Source organism: Enterobacter sp. JBIWA008 (assembly GCF_019968765.1).
Taxonomy (GTDB): Bacteria; Pseudomonadota; Gammaproteobacteria; order Enterobacterales; family Enterobacteriaceae; genus Enterobacter.
The window spans coordinates 3733002-3748671 of the sequence record NZ_CP074149.1; the positions used below are offsets into that span (position 1 = coordinate 3733002).

The following is a 15670-nucleotide window of genomic DNA, read 5'->3' on the forward strand; positions in this document are numbered from 1 at the left end:
GTGCCGCCCTGAACGCGTATTGCGCATAACGGCAGAAACGCCATTATGCGCAGGTCTTTTACAGCGATTTTTTCAGGCGTTGAACCGCTTCCTTCAGCTCTTCATCCGTTGGCGTGACAAACGACATGCGCAGCGTCGAATGGTCTGGCTCGTTGCAGTAGAAAAATTCGCCCGGCACAAATACTACGCCGTTACTTAACGTTTTTTCCAGCCAGCGAGTGGTATTACTACCATTTTTCATATTCGCCCACAGGAACATGCCGCCCTTCGGCTTGTGGAATGACATCACATCGCCCAGCTCGGCTTCCAGCTCGGTTGCGAACGTCTGGTATTTCTGGCGATAGGCTTCGCGGATCGTTTTAATCTGATCGGGCAGGCGACCGGTTTTCAGGTACTCATACGTCATCAGCTGCGACAGCGTGCTGGTGTGCAGATCGGTTGTTTGCTTAAGGTTCACCACCGCGCGCTTCAGCCATTCCGGCACCAGCACCCAGCCTACGCGAGTGCCCGGCGCGAGAATCTTCGAGAAGGTTGAGGTATACACCACGTTCTCTTCGTTGCCGATATCTTTAGCATGGGCAATTAACGGGCGGAAGACTTCATCGGTGTAGTTAATTTCGCTGTACGGATCGTCCTCGATAATCACGAAGTCATGGCGCTTCGATAATTCCACCAGCTTTTTACGACGCGTCTCAGACATCGTCACGCCGCCAGGGTTACCAAAGGTTGGAACGATATAAACCGCTTTGATGGCTTTTTTCGCCACCAGCGCTTCGAGCTCGTCGACGTTCATTCCGTCGCCATCGGTGCCAACGGATTCAAAATTCGCCTGCGCCAGGCCAAATACCTGCAGCGCAGCAAGATAGGTTGGACGCTCAACCACCACGGTGTCACCCGGGTTGATTAACGCACGCGCCAGCACGTCGAGCGATTGTTGTGAACCGGAGGTCACGACCACATCATCCGCCTTGCAGCGGATCCCGCGCCCTTCACAGATGCGCTGAATTTCTTCACGCAGCCCCGGAACACCTTCGGTCAGACCGTACTGAAAGGCCTCACCAAAATGCTGTGATAAAACGGCATCAGCGGCAATTTTCAGGCCTTCGTGATCGAACAAGGCCGGGTTAGGGATCCCCCCGCCCAGCGAAATGACGCCAGCCATTTTGCTATGTTTTAATAATTCACGGATGGCAGATGATTGCAGGCCCTGCGCGCTGCTGGCGAGTTTATTCACAGACATTCTTTGCTTACCTTCTTTTTTTATAGTGTGCCCAATCTTAGCAGAATATGGGCGATAAATTCCGTTAGCTTAGGGAGCGGTCGTAAATCCTGGCGCCACAGCAGGTGCACCGGTCTCGGCGCAGGAATGTACTCCTCCAGCACCCGCACCAGCCTGCCGTTTTCCAGATCTTCCGCCACCAGCACTTCCGGCTGCAGCAGCAGTCCCGCCCCTGCTCTGGCGGCCATCCGCAGCCCGTAGCCGTCGTTGCATCTTAAGACCGCATCCCGCTTCCAGCGCACCTCCCCTTCGACGCCCGGCAGCCGCCACTCGTTACGTGCGGTCCACACGCTGTGGGACAGGCAAAGATGATCCACCAGATCGGCAGGCGTTTGCGGCGTACCGTAGCGCGCCAGATAGTCCGGCGCGGCGCAGATCACCATCCGGTAAGGACAGAGGTATTTCGCCACCAGATCGTCGTTGTGGATGTCGCCAATACGAATGGCCAGATCGATGCCCTCCTCCACCAGATCCACCATCCGGTTGGTGAGATCCAGCTCGATGCGCACCTCCGGATAGCGTTGTAAAAAAGAGGCCGTGAGCGGCGCGATCGCGCTGCCGCCAAACGAGGTGGGCGCCGTCACGCGCAGGGTACCAGACGGTGCGGCACGCAGGCGTTCCACCGCGCTTTCGGCGATCGCGACCTGCTCCAGCACCCGCTTCGCCTCGTCGTAATAGACCCGTCCGGCGTCGGTCAGGCTCTGGCGTCGCGTGTTACGCTCCAGCAGGCGGGAACCGAGCTGTGATTCCAGCAGCGCAACGTATTTCCCCACCATTACCGCCGACATCTCCAGCCGTGCCGCCGCACCGGTAAAACTGCCGCTTTCAACCACGGCAATAAAGGTCTCCATGCTGCGAAGCTTATCCATATTCCAAACCCCTGGTTAGCAATCTTCTAACTTTAGCCCAGTTTATCTCCATTTTTATTTATTAAAGAATGAAGGCTCACAACATAAGGAGTCGGCTATGAAAATCGTCATTATTGGTGCCAGCGGTACGGTTGGTCGTGCGGTAACGGAAGAGTTGAGTCGTCGCCACGAGGTCATCCGAGTCGGCCGCACGCAGGGCGACTATCAGGTGGATATCACCTCGCAGGCGAGCGTCCAGGCGCTGTTTGAGAAAATCGGCCCGGTGGATGCGATTGTCTCCGCCAGCGGTGGCCTTTACTTTGGCCCGCTCGCGACCATGAAGGACAGCGACTTCAACCTGGGCCTGCAGGACAAGCTGCTCGGGCAGGTGCGCCTGGCGCTGACCGGCCAGCACTATCTGAACGAAGGCGGCTCAATCACCCTGATTAGCGGCATCGTGGCGCACGAGCCGATTGCGCAGGGCGTGAATGCCACCACGGTGAATGCGGCGCTGGAAGGGTTTGTGCGCGCCGCAGCCTGCGAGCTGCCGCGCGGGATCCGCATCAACCTCATTAGCCCAACGGTGCTCACCGAATCCGTCGCAACGTACGACGGCTTCTTCCCGGGCTTTGAGAGCGTTCCCGCCGCGACCGTGGCGCAGGCCTACCGCCGCAGCGTGGAAGGCGTGCAGAGCGGGCGGGTGTATAAGGTGGGTTACTGAGCCTTACGGGCGGCGATCAGCACCAGCATCGGGCGTTCTGCCTCTTCGGCCAGCGCGGGCCAGGCGTCAATCTGCGCCTGCGTTGGCCCCCACTCGTTGACGTCGCTTATCGTTAATCCGGCCCCGATCAGCGCGTTAAGCGTGGTGCCCAGCGTGCGGTGGTATTTCACCACTCCGTCCGCCAGCCAGTTGCTGACGCGCCTGCCTTCGTCCTGATAATGGTTCACGCCCCAGAACCGCTCGCCGTTATCGTCGGTCAGCCAGCCCTGACGGGAGGCGCAGGTGTAGATCGGGTGCTCCATTGAAAAGACCAGGCTGCCGCCGGGCTTGAGCGCGCGCTGAACCCTGGCGAATAGCGTGTCCAGCTCCGGCAGGTAGTGCAGCGCCAGCGAGCTGTAGACCAGATCGAGGCTGTTCTCATTGAGCTCGAGTGATTCCAGATCGCTACGCTGATAGTGAATCTGTGGGTCAGCGGTAAGCTCCGCCGCGCGGGCGAGCATCTTTTCTGAGATATCCACGCCGGTCACCCTAGAAGCGCCCAGCTCGCGCGCTGCGCGGCAGAACCAGCCGTAGCCGCAGCCGAGATCGACAACCGATTTGCCGGTTAAATCCGGCAGCATGCTTTTTAGCGCGGGCCACTCCGGCGCGCCGCCCAGACCCTGCACCGAGCGTGGAAGCTGGGCGTAGCCTTCGAAAAATGCCGGGTTGTCGTAGATGTTTTGTGCCATGACGGACTCCTTTATCGTAACTGGGGCGAGGGTAAAACACCCCTCGCCCATTGACAACGTATCCGTCTGATAAATCAGAGCCTGCGTCGGATTTTCTCCACCATGGCGGTGGTTGAGATCCCGTAGCGGTCATGCAGGGTGGGCAGCGCCCCCGCATCAAGGAATGCGTCCGGCAGTGCGACGGTATCGAAATCCACGCTCACGCGGTTGCGCATTAGCAGCGACGCGACAGCCTCACACAGCCCGCCAACGCTGCTGTGGTTTTCCGCCACAATGACCAGCCGTCCCGGCTTCGCGGCCTGCGCCAGGATCGTCTCTTCATCCAGCGGCTTAATCGTGGGCGAGTGCAGTACCGCCACGCTGACATTATCCTTACGCAGCTGCTTCGCCGCCTCCAGCGCGCGCATAGTCATCAATCCTGAGGCGATGATCAGCACGTCGCGCCCCTCTTCCAGCAGCGCGGCTTTGCCAATCCTGAACTGATAGTTGTACCGATCCAGCACCACCGGCACCTTGCCGCGCAGCAGGCGCATATAGACCGGACCATCGTGCGCCGCCATCGCCGGCACCGCCTGCTCGGTGTCTATCGCGTCACAGGGATCGATAATCGTCATGCCCGGAATACCGCGCATAATCGCAACATCTTCCGTTGCCTGGTGGCTCGGCCCGTAGCCGGTGGTCAGCCCCGGCAGCGCCGCGCAGATCTTCACGTTCAGGTGCTCTTCAGCAATCACCTGATGGATAAAGTCGTAGGCGCGGCGGGTGGCGAAGACGGCATAGGTGGTAGCGAAAGGAATAAAGCCCTCTTTCGCCATGCCGCCCGCAGCCCCCATCAGCAGCTGCTCAGCCATGCCCATCTGGAAGAAGCGTTCCGGGTAAGCCTGAGCAAAGATATGCAGATCGGTGTATTTCGACAGATCCGCCGTCATGCCAACTACCTCCGGGCGCTGTTCCGCCAGCTTTACCAGCGCGTGGCCAAACGGCGCGGCGCGCGTCTCCTGCCCTTCTTCCGCGATAGAGGCAATCATGGCCGACGTGGTTAAACGCGGTTTTTTCTCCGTGGTCTGGCTCATTACTGCACTCCTTCTGGTTTGTTCGCATCCAGCACGGCGAGAGCCTTTTGCCACTCGTCAGCATCCACGCGAATAAAATGGTTTTTATCTCGCTGTTCGAGGAAAGGCACGCCTTTGCCCATCAGGGTGTCGCACAAAATGACGCGCGGCTGGTTTTCCGGGTAGCGTTTGGCGTTGTCAAACGCCGTCACCAGCGCCGGGACATCGTTGCCGTTTACACGCTGCACGTACCAGCCGAAGGAGGTCCATTTATCCTCCAGCGGCTCAAAGCCGAGGATGGTGTGCGAATTGCCGTCAGCCTGCTGGCGGTTGATATCCACCAGTACGATCAGGTTCGACAGGCCATGGTGCGCCGCAGACATCGCCGCTTCCCAGGTGGACCCTTCGTCAAGCTCACCGTCCGACATGGAGTTGACGACCCATGCCGCGCTCTGCTTGTGCTTCAGCCCCAGCGCCATGCCGACACCAATGCTTAACCCCTGCCCCAGCGAACCGCCGGATATCTCCATGCCCGGCGTGTAGGTCGCCATACCGGACATCGGCAGGCGGCTGTCATCCGAACCGTAGGTTTCGAGTTCTTCTTCCGGAATAATTCGCGCTTCGATCAGCGCGGCATAACAGGCAATGGCGTAGTGGCCATGGGAGAGCAGAAAGCGATCTCGCCCTTCCCACTCCGGCTCGCCCGGCTTGACGTTCATACTGTGGGCAAACGCGGTGGCCAGCACGTCGGCATAGCCCAGCGCCTGACCGATGTAGCCCTGTCCCTGTACTTCGCCCATTCGCAACGCGTAGCGGCGAATGCGCCAGGCGGCTGCGGCGACCTGTTGAACTGTCGTATCCGTCATCTTCGTGTCTCCTTAATGGATCAGCATGCCGCCGTTCACGTCGAGCGTGATGCCGGTGGAGTAAGACGAGAGTTCGCTGCCGAGAAACAGCGCGGCGCGGGCTATATCCTGCGCGTCGCCGAGGCGATTAAGCGGGATCCCCGCCAGGATGGCGGTTTTCATCTCATCGCTCAGCTTGCCTGCGGTAATATCCGTCTGGATAAGCCCCGGCGTGATGCAATTTACGCGCACGTTATCCGGCCCCAGCTCGCGGGCCATCGCTTTCGCCAGCCCCAGCACCCCCGCTTTAGCCGCGCTGTAGTGGGGTCCGCCAAAAATGCCGCCGCCGCGCTGGGCGGACACCGAAGAGATGCAGACAATACTGCCCGACTTCTGCGCGCGCATCGTCGGGATTACCGCCTGGGACATCAGCAGCGTACCGCGCAGGCTCACGTCCAGCACCGCATCGTAATTCTCGCGCTTAATCTCCATCAGCTTGATCGGCTGAGTAATACCTGCGTTATTCACCAGAATGTCGATGCGCCCGTATTTTCCCAGTACCTGTTCAATGGCGGCGTTGACCTGAAGCTCGTTGCAGACGTTCGCCGCAAGGCCCAGATGTTCGTCCCCCAGGCTCGCTGCCGCTGTCCGGCTGGCTTCGGCATCTAAATCAATAATCACCACCTTCGCGCCCTGCCCGGCATATAATTTTGCCGTGGCGAAACCCAACCCGCGTACGGAAGCCGCGCCGGTAATAACGGCGACTTTATCTTTCAGAAGCATATCGTTACTCCATTCTTTTAAGAGGGATTTAATTTATTATTTCGGTTCTTCCAGAAGCATAATCAGAACTAAGCCAATCGCTGCGCAAATACCGAAATAAATAAAGACAGAATTAAAGCTGCCTGTTTTATCCAGCAGATACCCCGCCAGCATCGGTGAAACAAATCCGCCGAGATTACCGCCGCTATTGATAATTGATGCAGCAATCGGATAGGTTTTACTGTCCGCGACGGCCATGCCGTAAGCCGTAAAAGCGGGCCAGCCAATATTCAGACAAAGACCGACAAAAAATAGGCCGATGCAGACCGCTACAGTGCTTTGCGGAATATTCAGCATAATGACCATCATTAAGACGGTGCTGACGGCGGTAAACATCATGGTCGGTTTGCGACGACGGCCGAGCAGCTTATCGGAGACGTAACCGCCAAAAATTGCCCCGATAAATCCGCCAATGCACGGCATACTGGCGACCAGCCCCATGCTCATAAACGTAAAGCCTTTCTCTTTCACCAGATAGAGCGGGATCCAGGTCAACAGGCCGTACAGCACGCTGACCATCATGAAATAGGCCAGGCAATCACCGAGAATATTCTTTGAGGTAAACAGGCCTTTAACCGTGCTTACCGGGGCTAAGTCCCGTACGCGGATCAGGCGATCCAGGCGCGTAAAGCCCGGTGAAATAACGATATTTTCCCGTCTGGCATCCGGCGTCTCCTGACCGGCGGAAATGGTCTCCAGCTCCGCTTTAGAGACGAAAGCACTCTCGGACGGCTTTGTACGCACCAGCAGATACCACAGGACGGCGATGACCAGCCCGGGGATCGCGAAGGAGAAAAAGACCCAGCGCCAGCCCCAGGTCATGGCGATCCACACCGCCAGCGGCGGCACGAGGATGGGCGCAAACATGGTGGCCGCGATGTAGACGCCCGTGGCCGTGGCCTTCTCCTTTGGCGGAAACCAGTTATTGATGGTGGAGGCCAGTCCGACGGGACACGGTCCCTCCGTTAACCCCAGCCCCAGACGAATGCACTTCAGCCCCAGAACAGAGGTCGCCGTGCCCATCAGCCAGGTAAACGCGGAGAAGCCGAATATCGACAGTGCCACCATGCCGCGAATACCCTTTTTGGCGATAAAAAAGCCTGCCGGAATTTGGCTCAGGGCATACCCCAAAAAGAACATACTGGCAATGGCGCCAGCTTCGAAATTATTGATATGAAATTCGTCAATGATAAACGGCAATACCGCACCAATATTTGTTCTGTCGGCATAGTTAATGGCATAGACAATAAAAATTAATGCCAGCACAACGAAACGATAATTGGTTTTTTTTGTGTTTATGTAGGGGACAGCTTGTTCTATACGAGACATATTTTACCTCATCATTCGAACAACGTGAGTCGTTTTATTTTTATGTTCAACGTCAATATATCGGCTCACGAATGAAACGCCATGCAATAAAACTCATTTATTGCTGAGATAAATTTTATTCGCGATACAGCTCAAAAAAAATAACATCGGGATAAAATTGCCCGCGGGTAGGCTCAATGTTATGTTTTTTATCAGTAATCATATAAGGAGTAGGCCATGTCCGCGCCGGACCGCCAGACGTTATCTCTGCCCTCGCTCAGAAATCTACAGGCTTTCATCGCCGTCTCTAACGCATTGAGCATCCATCAGGCCGCTGAACAGCTCAACGTCACGCCCTCGGCGGTGAGCCATCAGATCGCGTCGCTGGAATCCTGGATGGGCAAGAAATTGTTCATCCGCAGCGGCAAAGGCGTTCAGCTAACGCCGACGGGAGAAAAATATCTGCGGGAAGTCTCAGCGGCAATGAGCGCCATCGGCCGTGCCACCGATCAGATCGTCAAAGAGAAAGATAACGCCGTGCTTCGCGTGCACTCCTCGCCCACCTTCGGGTTGTCATGGCTGTTGCGTCGCCTGGGTAAGTTTCGCGCCGAGTATCCCGATATCACCATCAATCTCACCTGCTCGTATGAAAACCTGCAGTTCGCCAGAGACAATATCGACATTGATATCCGCCACGGCATTCCGGACTGGGATGCCTATCGGGTGATGACCATTAAAAACGACACGCTGGTGGTGCTGGCCTCACCGGAGTATGCGGAAAAACATCCTATCGTCACGCCCGCCGATCTACTACAACAGTCGCTCATCTCGTCCACCAGCACCCTGGTAAACTGGGAAAAATGGTTTGCCTGGCACAATATTGACCGACCGTGGCTGAACTTTAGCCTGAGCTTTGACCGCTCTTATATGAGCTTTGAAGCCGCGCGCATGGGGCTGGGGTTTATTCTGGAGAGTAAAATGATGGCAACCGATCACCTGAAAGATGGCTCGCTGGTGCAGGTGCTGCCGGATGAGATGGGGATCGCCATCAACGCGCACCATCTGGTGATGCCGCACATGAACGAACGCGCGTGGAAGATCCAGCAGTTTGTCGAGTGGATGGACCGGGAGTTGCGATTGTCGGGGTATCACCTGTAGCGATACCCCATCGTGGCGTCAGGCGACCGTGCCCCAGACGAGATTCCCTTTGTGGAACGTCGCTGTGCGCGGAGAAATGCGCGCCACGGCCTCGGCGGAGCAGGAGGCGTCCACCAGCACAAAGCTGGCGTCGTCCTGCGCTTTCGGCCACACGCGTTCGCCCTTATCGTTCAGCGGCAGCACGTCGCCGGTGGCGATACCGAGCGCGCGGGAAAGCGTCTGCTCGTTGGGACGAATATAGAGCTGCGCATAGAGATTCGCTTTCTCCAGCATGTCCCCCAGACCGTACGGCGACCAGTGGTCGATCACGCTGTCGGTCCCCGTCATCACAAATACTCCCTTCTCGCGCAGCTGCTTTAGCGGCATATGCAGCGTGCCAATCGGCACGGTGGAGGCGATGGTTACCTGCTGCGCCGCCATGCGGGTGGCAATCTCATCCACCTGCTGCTCGTTAAGCGTCGCCAGCGCGAAGGCGTGGCTGATGGTCAGCTTGCCCTTCAGCTCCGGCGTTTTTTCCACGGTTTCAACCATATAGTTCACCGCCGCCACGCCCGCCGGGCTGGTCTCGTGCAGGTGAATGTCCACCCCTTTGCCGTAGTCCAGCGCAATCTGGAACATGGTGTCGAGGGACTTCTCCATCGCGCCGTCGACGCTGGTTGGGTCCAGCCCGCCCACGTAGTGCGCCCCGGCCTGCATCGCCTCGCGCATCAGCTTTTCGGAATTCGACAGCAGCAGGCCGTGCTGCGGGAAGGCGACAATTTCGCAGTCAAAACCTGCGCCCCGGCGCGCCAGCACCGCCTGCAGATTTTCCAGGTTTTTCAGGCCAGAAACCGGCTCAATGTTGCAGTGGCTGCGGGCGATGGTGGAGCCTTTCGACTGGATCAGATCGATCAGCTTTTCCGCGCGCTCCTGGGTGTAGGGCTGTAGCTCGGGCAGCAGCTTCTGCTCAAGACGGATCATATCCTGAATGGTGGTGCCTGCCGGGCGGTTGAGGGAGCGCCAAGGGCCGCCGTAAAAGGTTTTATCCAGGTGGATGTGCATGTCGCGCATCGCCGGAAGCATCAGCTTGTTGCCCGCATCATAGTGCGGCAGCGTGGCGTCGGCGTGGCTCTTGTTATCGCGCAGGGCGACGATCTTCCCGTCTTTAATCTCCAGCGTTTTCAGCTCGGTGCGGGTGCTCGTCGCCACGCTGCCGTCAAAATTGAACCCGGCCTCCAGCAGCACGTTGTCCAGATAGTAATGTTTCGCGGTGATGCTCATCGGTTTGCCCGTCTCGCAGGTTGGCTTCGCGGAGTCAGCAGCATACGCGACGGGGCCGGTCGCGCCAAACAGCGCGCAGGCGGTGACCATTTTGCCGCTCTGGCTGATAAACTCGCGGCGGCTTTTATTTTCACTCATCTTATCTTCCTTCATTAACAATATGGGTGCCGGTTTCTCCGCGCAGCGCGGCGGGCAGGCAGTCCGGCGAGGTGATGATTACGCGCCTGCCGCCGTGGTGTAAAAATTCCAGCGAGGCGACGATTTTGGGGAGCATGCTGCCCGCCGGGAAATGGCCTTCCTCCCTGTAGCGCGTCATCTGCGCCACGCTGACGGTGTCCAGCGCCTGCTGGTCGGGCTTGCCGAAGTTGACGCACACCTTTTCCACGCCGGTGGTGATCGCCAGCACGTCGGCACCGATCTCCCGCGCCAGCAGCGCGGTGGAGAGATCTTTATCAATCACCGCGTCGACGCTCTGGTAATCCCCCTGCTCGTCGCGCACGACCGGGATCCCGCCGCCGCCCGCGCCGATCACCACGTATCCTTTTTGGGTGAGCGTCTTAATGGCATCCGCCTCGACAATACGCCGCGGCTGCGGGGAGGCCACCACGCGCCGGTAGCCACGGCCTGAGTCCTCGACAAAATGCCAGTCCGGATGAGCCTGCTGCAGCTCATCGCGCTGCACCTCGCTGAAGAACGCACCAATAGGCTTCGTCGGATGCGTAAAACCGGGATCGTTTTTATCCACCTCTACCTGCGTGACGACCGTGACCGCTTTTTGCTCCCCGCGCGCGGCCAGACGATTGTTCAGCGCCTGCTGGATGAGGTAGCCAATGCCGCCCTGGGTATCCGCCACGCAGTTTGCCAGCGGGGTCAGGGGAAGCCCCTCCCGTTCGTGGGCGATTTCAGCCCGGCGCAGATCCAGCCCCACCTGGGGGCCGTTGCCGTGGGTGAGCACGATGTCATAGTCGGAGGCCAGCATCTCCAGCACCGACTCTGCCACCGCTTTCACCGCCTGCGCCTGATGTTCAACCGACTGGCTGGCGTTGTCTTTGATAATGCTGTTGCCGCCGATGGCGACGACCATAAGCTCTTTCATACGTGTTCCTTCGCAACAGTAATTTCAGCGCTCGCCGCTTCCCGGCTGTCGAGAACATGCTTCACCACAAACATGCCGCCCATCATCAGGTAGGCCGTAACGAACATCAGCGAGCTGCCTTCGGCAAAGCCCACCACCGGCGCGTGGATCACCCCAAACAGCGCCAGCAGCGCCCCACCCGCGGCCGCAACGGCCCCGCGCAACGGCTTGTTGATGATGGCGAAGATGGCGATACAGCCCCACAGCATGCTGGCGAGCGGTGCGCCGTTGCCGAGATGCATCAGGCCTTCATAGTAGATCCCCTTGCTGTGCAGCACGTCGGTGCCGATTTTGGCCGCGCTGGTGCCCGCCGCGCCCATCACGCTGTTCATCATGGTCAGCGCCCAGTTGGCGATCCACGGGAACAGGCAGATGAAGATCACAGGCACCTCCACTTTGGGCGTTTCCCTCACCACCTGGTTGGCCGTCACGACGCCGATAAACACCAGAATCGGCACGATGGCGGTCATCGGTATGATGGCGAGCATAAACGCCCCCAGCCCGAACAGCGGCACGATGAACATGGTCACGCCGGAGGCCAGCGTATAGCCAATACTGGCCCCCATCGCTTTCCAGCCAGGATGGCCGACGTAGACCGTCACCGGGAACGGGTTCCCCATCAGGCAGCCGAGCATCGACGCCAGACCGTTCGCCAGCATCACCTTGCGGGTCGGGTACGCATCCCCCGCCGCGTGGGCGCTTTCAATGTTCTCCAGGTCAAAAATGTAGTTTGCCAGCCCCAGCGGCACGGCAGACGCCAGGTACGGCAGCGCGTGCGGCAATCCCTGCATGAAGCTGTCCACGTGCACTTCCGGCGGGTTAAAGCCGAAGGATGTCATGGATGCTTTAATCGCTTCCGGGCTTTGCAGGCCGGAGATCCACGCCAGCGCCGTACCGGCAATCAACAGCAGCAGGCCGGTCGGGATACGGGCGAAAATCGGCTTCTTTCCGAACCAGTTGATGAAGATCAGCAGCAGGACGATGAACGACACGGTCGGCGCTTCGAACGCCTGCAGCATCGGGTTCATCGCCAGCAGCAGCAGACCCAAACCGGAGAGGCACGACAGCAGCACGGTACGCGGGATCATCTTGCGGATGGTTTCCCCTAAAAACGAACCGCCCGCCAGGATCATCGCCTCAACAAAGCACCACACCAGGCCAATCTGGATCGCGAAGTCCGCATCGCCGGTCTGCTGATACACCGGCATCAGGACCAGGAAGGTCACGGTAAAAATCGACGGCGCGCTCGGGCCGGACGGCAGCGCGGTGACGTCCGTGCGCCCGGTCTGGCGCGCCATCTGCATGCCGAACCAGGCGTAGCAAATACTCGCGACCAGCACCGCCAGCCCGAAGGCCGGCGCGATGCGTCCATAAACAATCTCCTTCGGGATGCCGACGACAAAAATGAGCAGCCCCATCATGGTCAGCAAATTGGTCAGGTTGTTGGTCATCAACCCGAAATAGGCCGCCCAGTCACCTCTTTTCCACTCCAGTTTCATGTTTTTCATGGATGCTTGCCTTATAAAAAGTAGCGATCGCGGAAGGTCAACAGCGCCTTTTCAAAACAGCTAAACGGCGGGTGAACGATGCCCGCCCCAATCATGCCGATGCCCGCGTCTTTATGGGCAATGGCGGTGTTAATCACAGGCAGAATGCCGCTGCCCGCGACTTTGGTAATGTCGATAGCGGTCGGAATGCCCATAAACGAGAGCAGCGGAATGGTAACGTTCGGGTTTTCACCGAGGGTGATTTCGCGCATCTGACGGGAGAAGTCGATGGCTTCATCAACCGTCCCGCCCACCAGGGCGACAATCGCCGGGGCCGTCGCCATCGCAAAGCCGCCGATGCCGTAGGTTTCGGTGATGGCGCTGTCGCCGATATCCAGCCCGGAGTCTTCCGGCTTATAGCCCGCGAACATCGGGCCGATCACCTGCTGCGCCGGGCCGGTGAACCACTGCCCCGGCAGGCCGGAAACGCGCAGGCCAAACTCGTAGCCGTTACGCGCCATGGTGGTGACGACGGTGCTGTACTCAATGCCGTGAGCGGCGTCCAGCGCGGCCTTACACATCGCCATCCACGTCGGGCCGGAGAAGTAGTCGCTGCTGGCGACAAACTCGAACACCTCGCGCTGCTGCTCCACCGGATAGCCCGCCTGAATTAGCCCCGGCGTCAGCGCCTGGATCAGCAGCGTGGTGCCAGCGTTGTTGCGGTTGTGGCACTCGTCGCCCATGTGCAGCGCCTGGGCCAGCATCAGGCGCAGGTCGATTTCGCCGATAATCTTCATCGCGTCGCGCAGCATCGGGCCGAGCACGTCGCGCATCCAGTTCAGGCGGTCGATCACGCTCTGGTCGTTGGCCCCCATGCGCAGGATCTTCGCCATCTGCTCGCTGAGGTTGGTGAACGCGCGGTTGCCGTAGGTTTTGTTTTCAACGATGTGCATAAACATCGACGCGGAGGTGACGCCCGCCATCGAGCCCACGCAGTCGTGCTCGTGGCACGGCGAGAAGGTGATGTCGCCTGAAGCCGCCAGCCTGGCCGCGTCCTCCAGATCCGTCGCCAGCCCTTCAAATACCAGCGCCCCGGTGACCGCGCCCTTCATCGCCCCGCACATGTTCTCCCAGGAGACGGGCGGACCGGCGTGCAGAATAGTGGTGCGGGTCATGCCCGGCACAACGTTAATGGCCTGGTCATAGCCCACCAGCACCGGATGGGACTGAATGATGCGCTCAAGGGCGATGTGGTTAGCGGCGGCGATTTTCTCCGCCAGCGGTTTTTCCGCCAGCTGGTCAAGCGCTTCAACGACCTGCATATTGCCCTGCCCCGGCGGCGTCCAGTCGAGCTGGGTCACGGGAACGTGCTGTTTTTTGAGATCGTCGCTGAACATCGCAATGCCGACGTTAATCACGTTCAGCGGCTGGTTGAATAAGGTCGTCATTATGCTTTCTCCCCTTTGCAAACAAATTCGCGTGCAAGTAATCCGGTGTTGGTACTGCTGCTGGCCCAGATGACGCCTGCGTCGGTCAGCAGCTGGCACTGCTGTGCCAGCGACTGCGGATCCTGGTCGGTGCCGAGCACGTAGCCGAGGATCTCCAGCGGACGGTTATCGGCCTTCGCGATCGCCTGCGCCTCTTTGATAGCGTCGATCATCACGCCGACCGGATCCTCGTGCGCGCCGAAGCCCAGCACGAAGTCCATCACGATGACGCCTACCTCCGGATCGCGCGCCTCCTGCAGCAGTCGGCTGATGCGGTTGGTCGGGTCGATCATCGGGTGCGGCTTGCCGTTGGTGAAATCGTCATCGCCAAAGTCGAGGAAGGTGTGGGCTTTACTGACGCTGATGTCGCTCAGGCGCTTAGCCGGATCCGGCTGGATGTTGCTGTAAACGTCGTCGAATTTCGCAAGCGCCGCGAACATCGCCTCGTCGCACAGGGTGCCGCCGCAGAACAGGCCGCGAATGTACTTCTGCTGCAGGGCCAGGCGGGCGCGCACCTCTTCAATCAAAGGCCAGTTGAGCGGGTGCAGATCGAGGGACGCTTTTTTGATGCCGGTGAGCAGGACCGCCTTCAGGGCCGCCTCTTTGGTGCCGCGCGCGAACTGCAGTCCGTCCTCATCGGCAGGCGGTTCATTGCGACCGAGGAAGCACGCGATCACAGGCTTGCGGCAGGCGCGCGCCCGGGCCAGCACTTTTTCGGCCACGGCTGGCGCTGGCGGCTTGGAGATCAGCGCAATCACCTCTGTACCCTCGTCGGCTTCCAGCATGTCGATGGCGTCGAGCATCATCAGGCCGCCGATTTTCTCGCTGAGATCGCGCCCGCCGGTGCCAATCAGCTGCGACACGCCGCCGCCGAATTCGTGAATGCGCACGCTCAGCTCCTGGCTGCCGGTGCCGGATGCGCCGACGATGCCAATCGATCCGCGGCGCACCGCGTTGGCGAAGCACAATCCCGCGCCGTTGATAATGGCGGTGCCGCAGTCCGGCCCCATCATCAGCAGTCCTTTCTGATGCGCAAGCTGCTTCAGCTCCAGCTCGTCGTCGAGCGAGACGTTATCGGAAAACAGCATCACGTTAAGATCGTTTTCCAGCGCCTGGCGCGCTTCGCGGGCGGCGAAGGTGCCGTTGACGGAAATCACCGCCAGGTTACTGTCCGGGCGATGGGTTTTAGCGCTGGCAATCGTCGCGTAGCGCGCTTCATGAGAGCCCGCGCTCTCTTTACGCGCGAACAGCGCTTCGATGGCCGCCAGCGTTTCATCATTCGCCGCGTCGCCTTTAATAACGATCATCAGATCGCCGTTTTTGGCCTCATTTAATTCCGGCGTTAATAGCCCGAGGTTTTTTAATACGCCTTTGTTCATTTCCGTCGCCATCGCGACAAACGCCTGCTCGACGCCCGGCAGTTTATTGGCTTTGGTGGAAACGGACATTAATGAGACGGAGTCAAAATAAGTGTTCTTTTTTATGACGATTTTCGTGGGCATTATTTTCTCCTGAACGCGGATAAAAGGGGGCCGCCGTC

Annotated in this window: 14 protein-coding genes; 2 read left to right on the top strand and 12 right to left on the bottom strand. The window is 59.1% G+C overall.

All coding sequences use genetic code 11. The features are described from left to right. Window positions 1-58 precede the first annotated feature (58 nt). On the bottom strand, window positions 59-1240 hold the full coding sequence (locus KGP24_RS17980) for a PLP-dependent aminotransferase family protein (RefSeq protein WP_223561328.1): 1182 nt from the start codon (window positions 1238-1240) through the stop codon (window positions 59-61). A 20-nt stretch (window positions 1241-1260) separates the two neighbouring features. Then, complete coding sequence (locus tag KGP24_RS17985; RefSeq protein WP_223561329.1) at window positions 1261-2148, bottom strand: LysR family transcriptional regulator; 888 nt, start codon at window positions 2146-2148, stop codon at window positions 1261-1263. Between the two features lie 97 nt (window positions 2149-2245). Between KGP24_RS17985 and KGP24_RS17990 the strand changes: the two genes are divergently transcribed. Next, window positions 2246-2848 carry a short chain dehydrogenase gene (locus KGP24_RS17990; protein ID WP_223561330.1) on the top strand — a complete coding sequence of 201 codons (603 nt, stop codon included), beginning with the start codon at window positions 2246-2248 and terminating at the stop codon, window positions 2846-2848. Here the strand turns inward: KGP24_RS17990 and KGP24_RS17995 are convergent. The 5 genes from KGP24_RS17995 to KGP24_RS18015 form a co-directional block, all read right to left on the bottom strand. Beyond that, on the bottom strand, window positions 2842-3576 hold the full coding sequence (locus KGP24_RS17995) for a class I SAM-dependent methyltransferase (protein ID WP_223561331.1): 735 nt from the start codon (window positions 3574-3576) through the stop codon (window positions 2842-2844). The two genes, KGP24_RS17990 and KGP24_RS17995, sit on opposite strands and share 7 nt — an antisense overlap. 74 nt (window positions 3577-3650) lie before the next feature. Further along, complete coding sequence (locus tag KGP24_RS18000; RefSeq protein ID WP_223561332.1) at window positions 3651-4649, bottom strand: transketolase family protein; 999 nt, start codon at window positions 4647-4649, stop codon at window positions 3651-3653. Beyond that, a complete protein-coding gene (locus tag KGP24_RS18005) occupies window positions 4649-5494 on the bottom strand; it encodes a transketolase (RefSeq protein ID WP_223561333.1) in 846 nt (281 codons plus the stop codon). The genes KGP24_RS18000 and KGP24_RS18005 overlap by 1 nt, the downstream gene beginning before the upstream one ends. A gap of 12 nt (window positions 5495-5506) precedes the next feature. After that, the gene (locus KGP24_RS18010) at window positions 5507-6256 is read right to left on the bottom strand and encodes a glucose 1-dehydrogenase (RefSeq protein WP_223561334.1); all 750 of its coding nucleotides are present in this window, start codon (window positions 6254-6256) and stop codon (window positions 5507-5509) included. 36 nt (window positions 6257-6292) lie between these two features. Then, complete coding sequence (locus KGP24_RS18015; RefSeq protein WP_223561335.1) at window positions 6293-7624, bottom strand: MFS transporter; 1332 nt, start codon at window positions 7622-7624, stop codon at window positions 6293-6295. A gap of 216 nt (window positions 7625-7840) precedes the next feature. Here KGP24_RS18015 and KGP24_RS18020 point away from each other — a divergent pair, with 216 nt between their 5' ends. Next, the gene (locus KGP24_RS18020; RefSeq protein ID WP_223561336.1) at window positions 7841-8761 is read left to right on the top strand and encodes a LysR substrate-binding domain-containing protein; all 921 of its coding nucleotides are present in this window, start codon (window positions 7841-7843) and stop codon (window positions 8759-8761) included. A gap of 18 nt (window positions 8762-8779) precedes the next feature. On the opposite strand, the gene KGP24_RS18025 is transcribed toward KGP24_RS18020, so the two are convergent. Genes KGP24_RS18025 through fdrA form a run of 5 tightly spaced genes read right to left on the bottom strand, consistent with a single transcriptional unit; the run spans window position 8780 to window position 15632 of the window. Further along, entirely contained in the window at window positions 8780-10159 is a 1380-nt protein-coding gene (locus KGP24_RS18025; protein ID WP_223561337.1) for an amidohydrolase family protein, read from the bottom strand. A gap of 1 nt (window position 10160) precedes the next feature. Further along, entirely contained in the window at window positions 10161-11117 is a 957-nt protein-coding gene (locus tag KGP24_RS18030) for a carbamate kinase family protein (RefSeq protein ID WP_223561338.1), read from the bottom strand. Further along, a complete protein-coding gene (locus KGP24_RS18035; RefSeq protein ID WP_223561339.1) occupies window positions 11114-12664 on the bottom strand; it encodes a xanthine permease in 1551 nt (516 codons plus the stop codon). The genes KGP24_RS18030 and KGP24_RS18035 overlap by 4 nt, the downstream gene beginning before the upstream one ends. An 11-nt stretch (window positions 12665-12675) precedes the next feature. Continuing rightward, complete coding sequence (locus KGP24_RS18040) at window positions 12676-14091, bottom strand: DUF1116 domain-containing protein (RefSeq protein WP_223561340.1); 1416 nt, start codon at window positions 14089-14091, stop codon at window positions 12676-12678. Beyond that, on the bottom strand, window positions 14091-15632 hold the full coding sequence (gene fdrA, locus KGP24_RS18045) for an acyl-CoA synthetase FdrA (RefSeq protein ID WP_223561341.1): 1542 nt from the start codon (window positions 15630-15632) through the stop codon (window positions 14091-14093). Before fdrA ends, KGP24_RS18040 begins: the two co-directional genes overlap by 1 nt. Window positions 15633-15670: the final 38 nt, after the last annotated feature.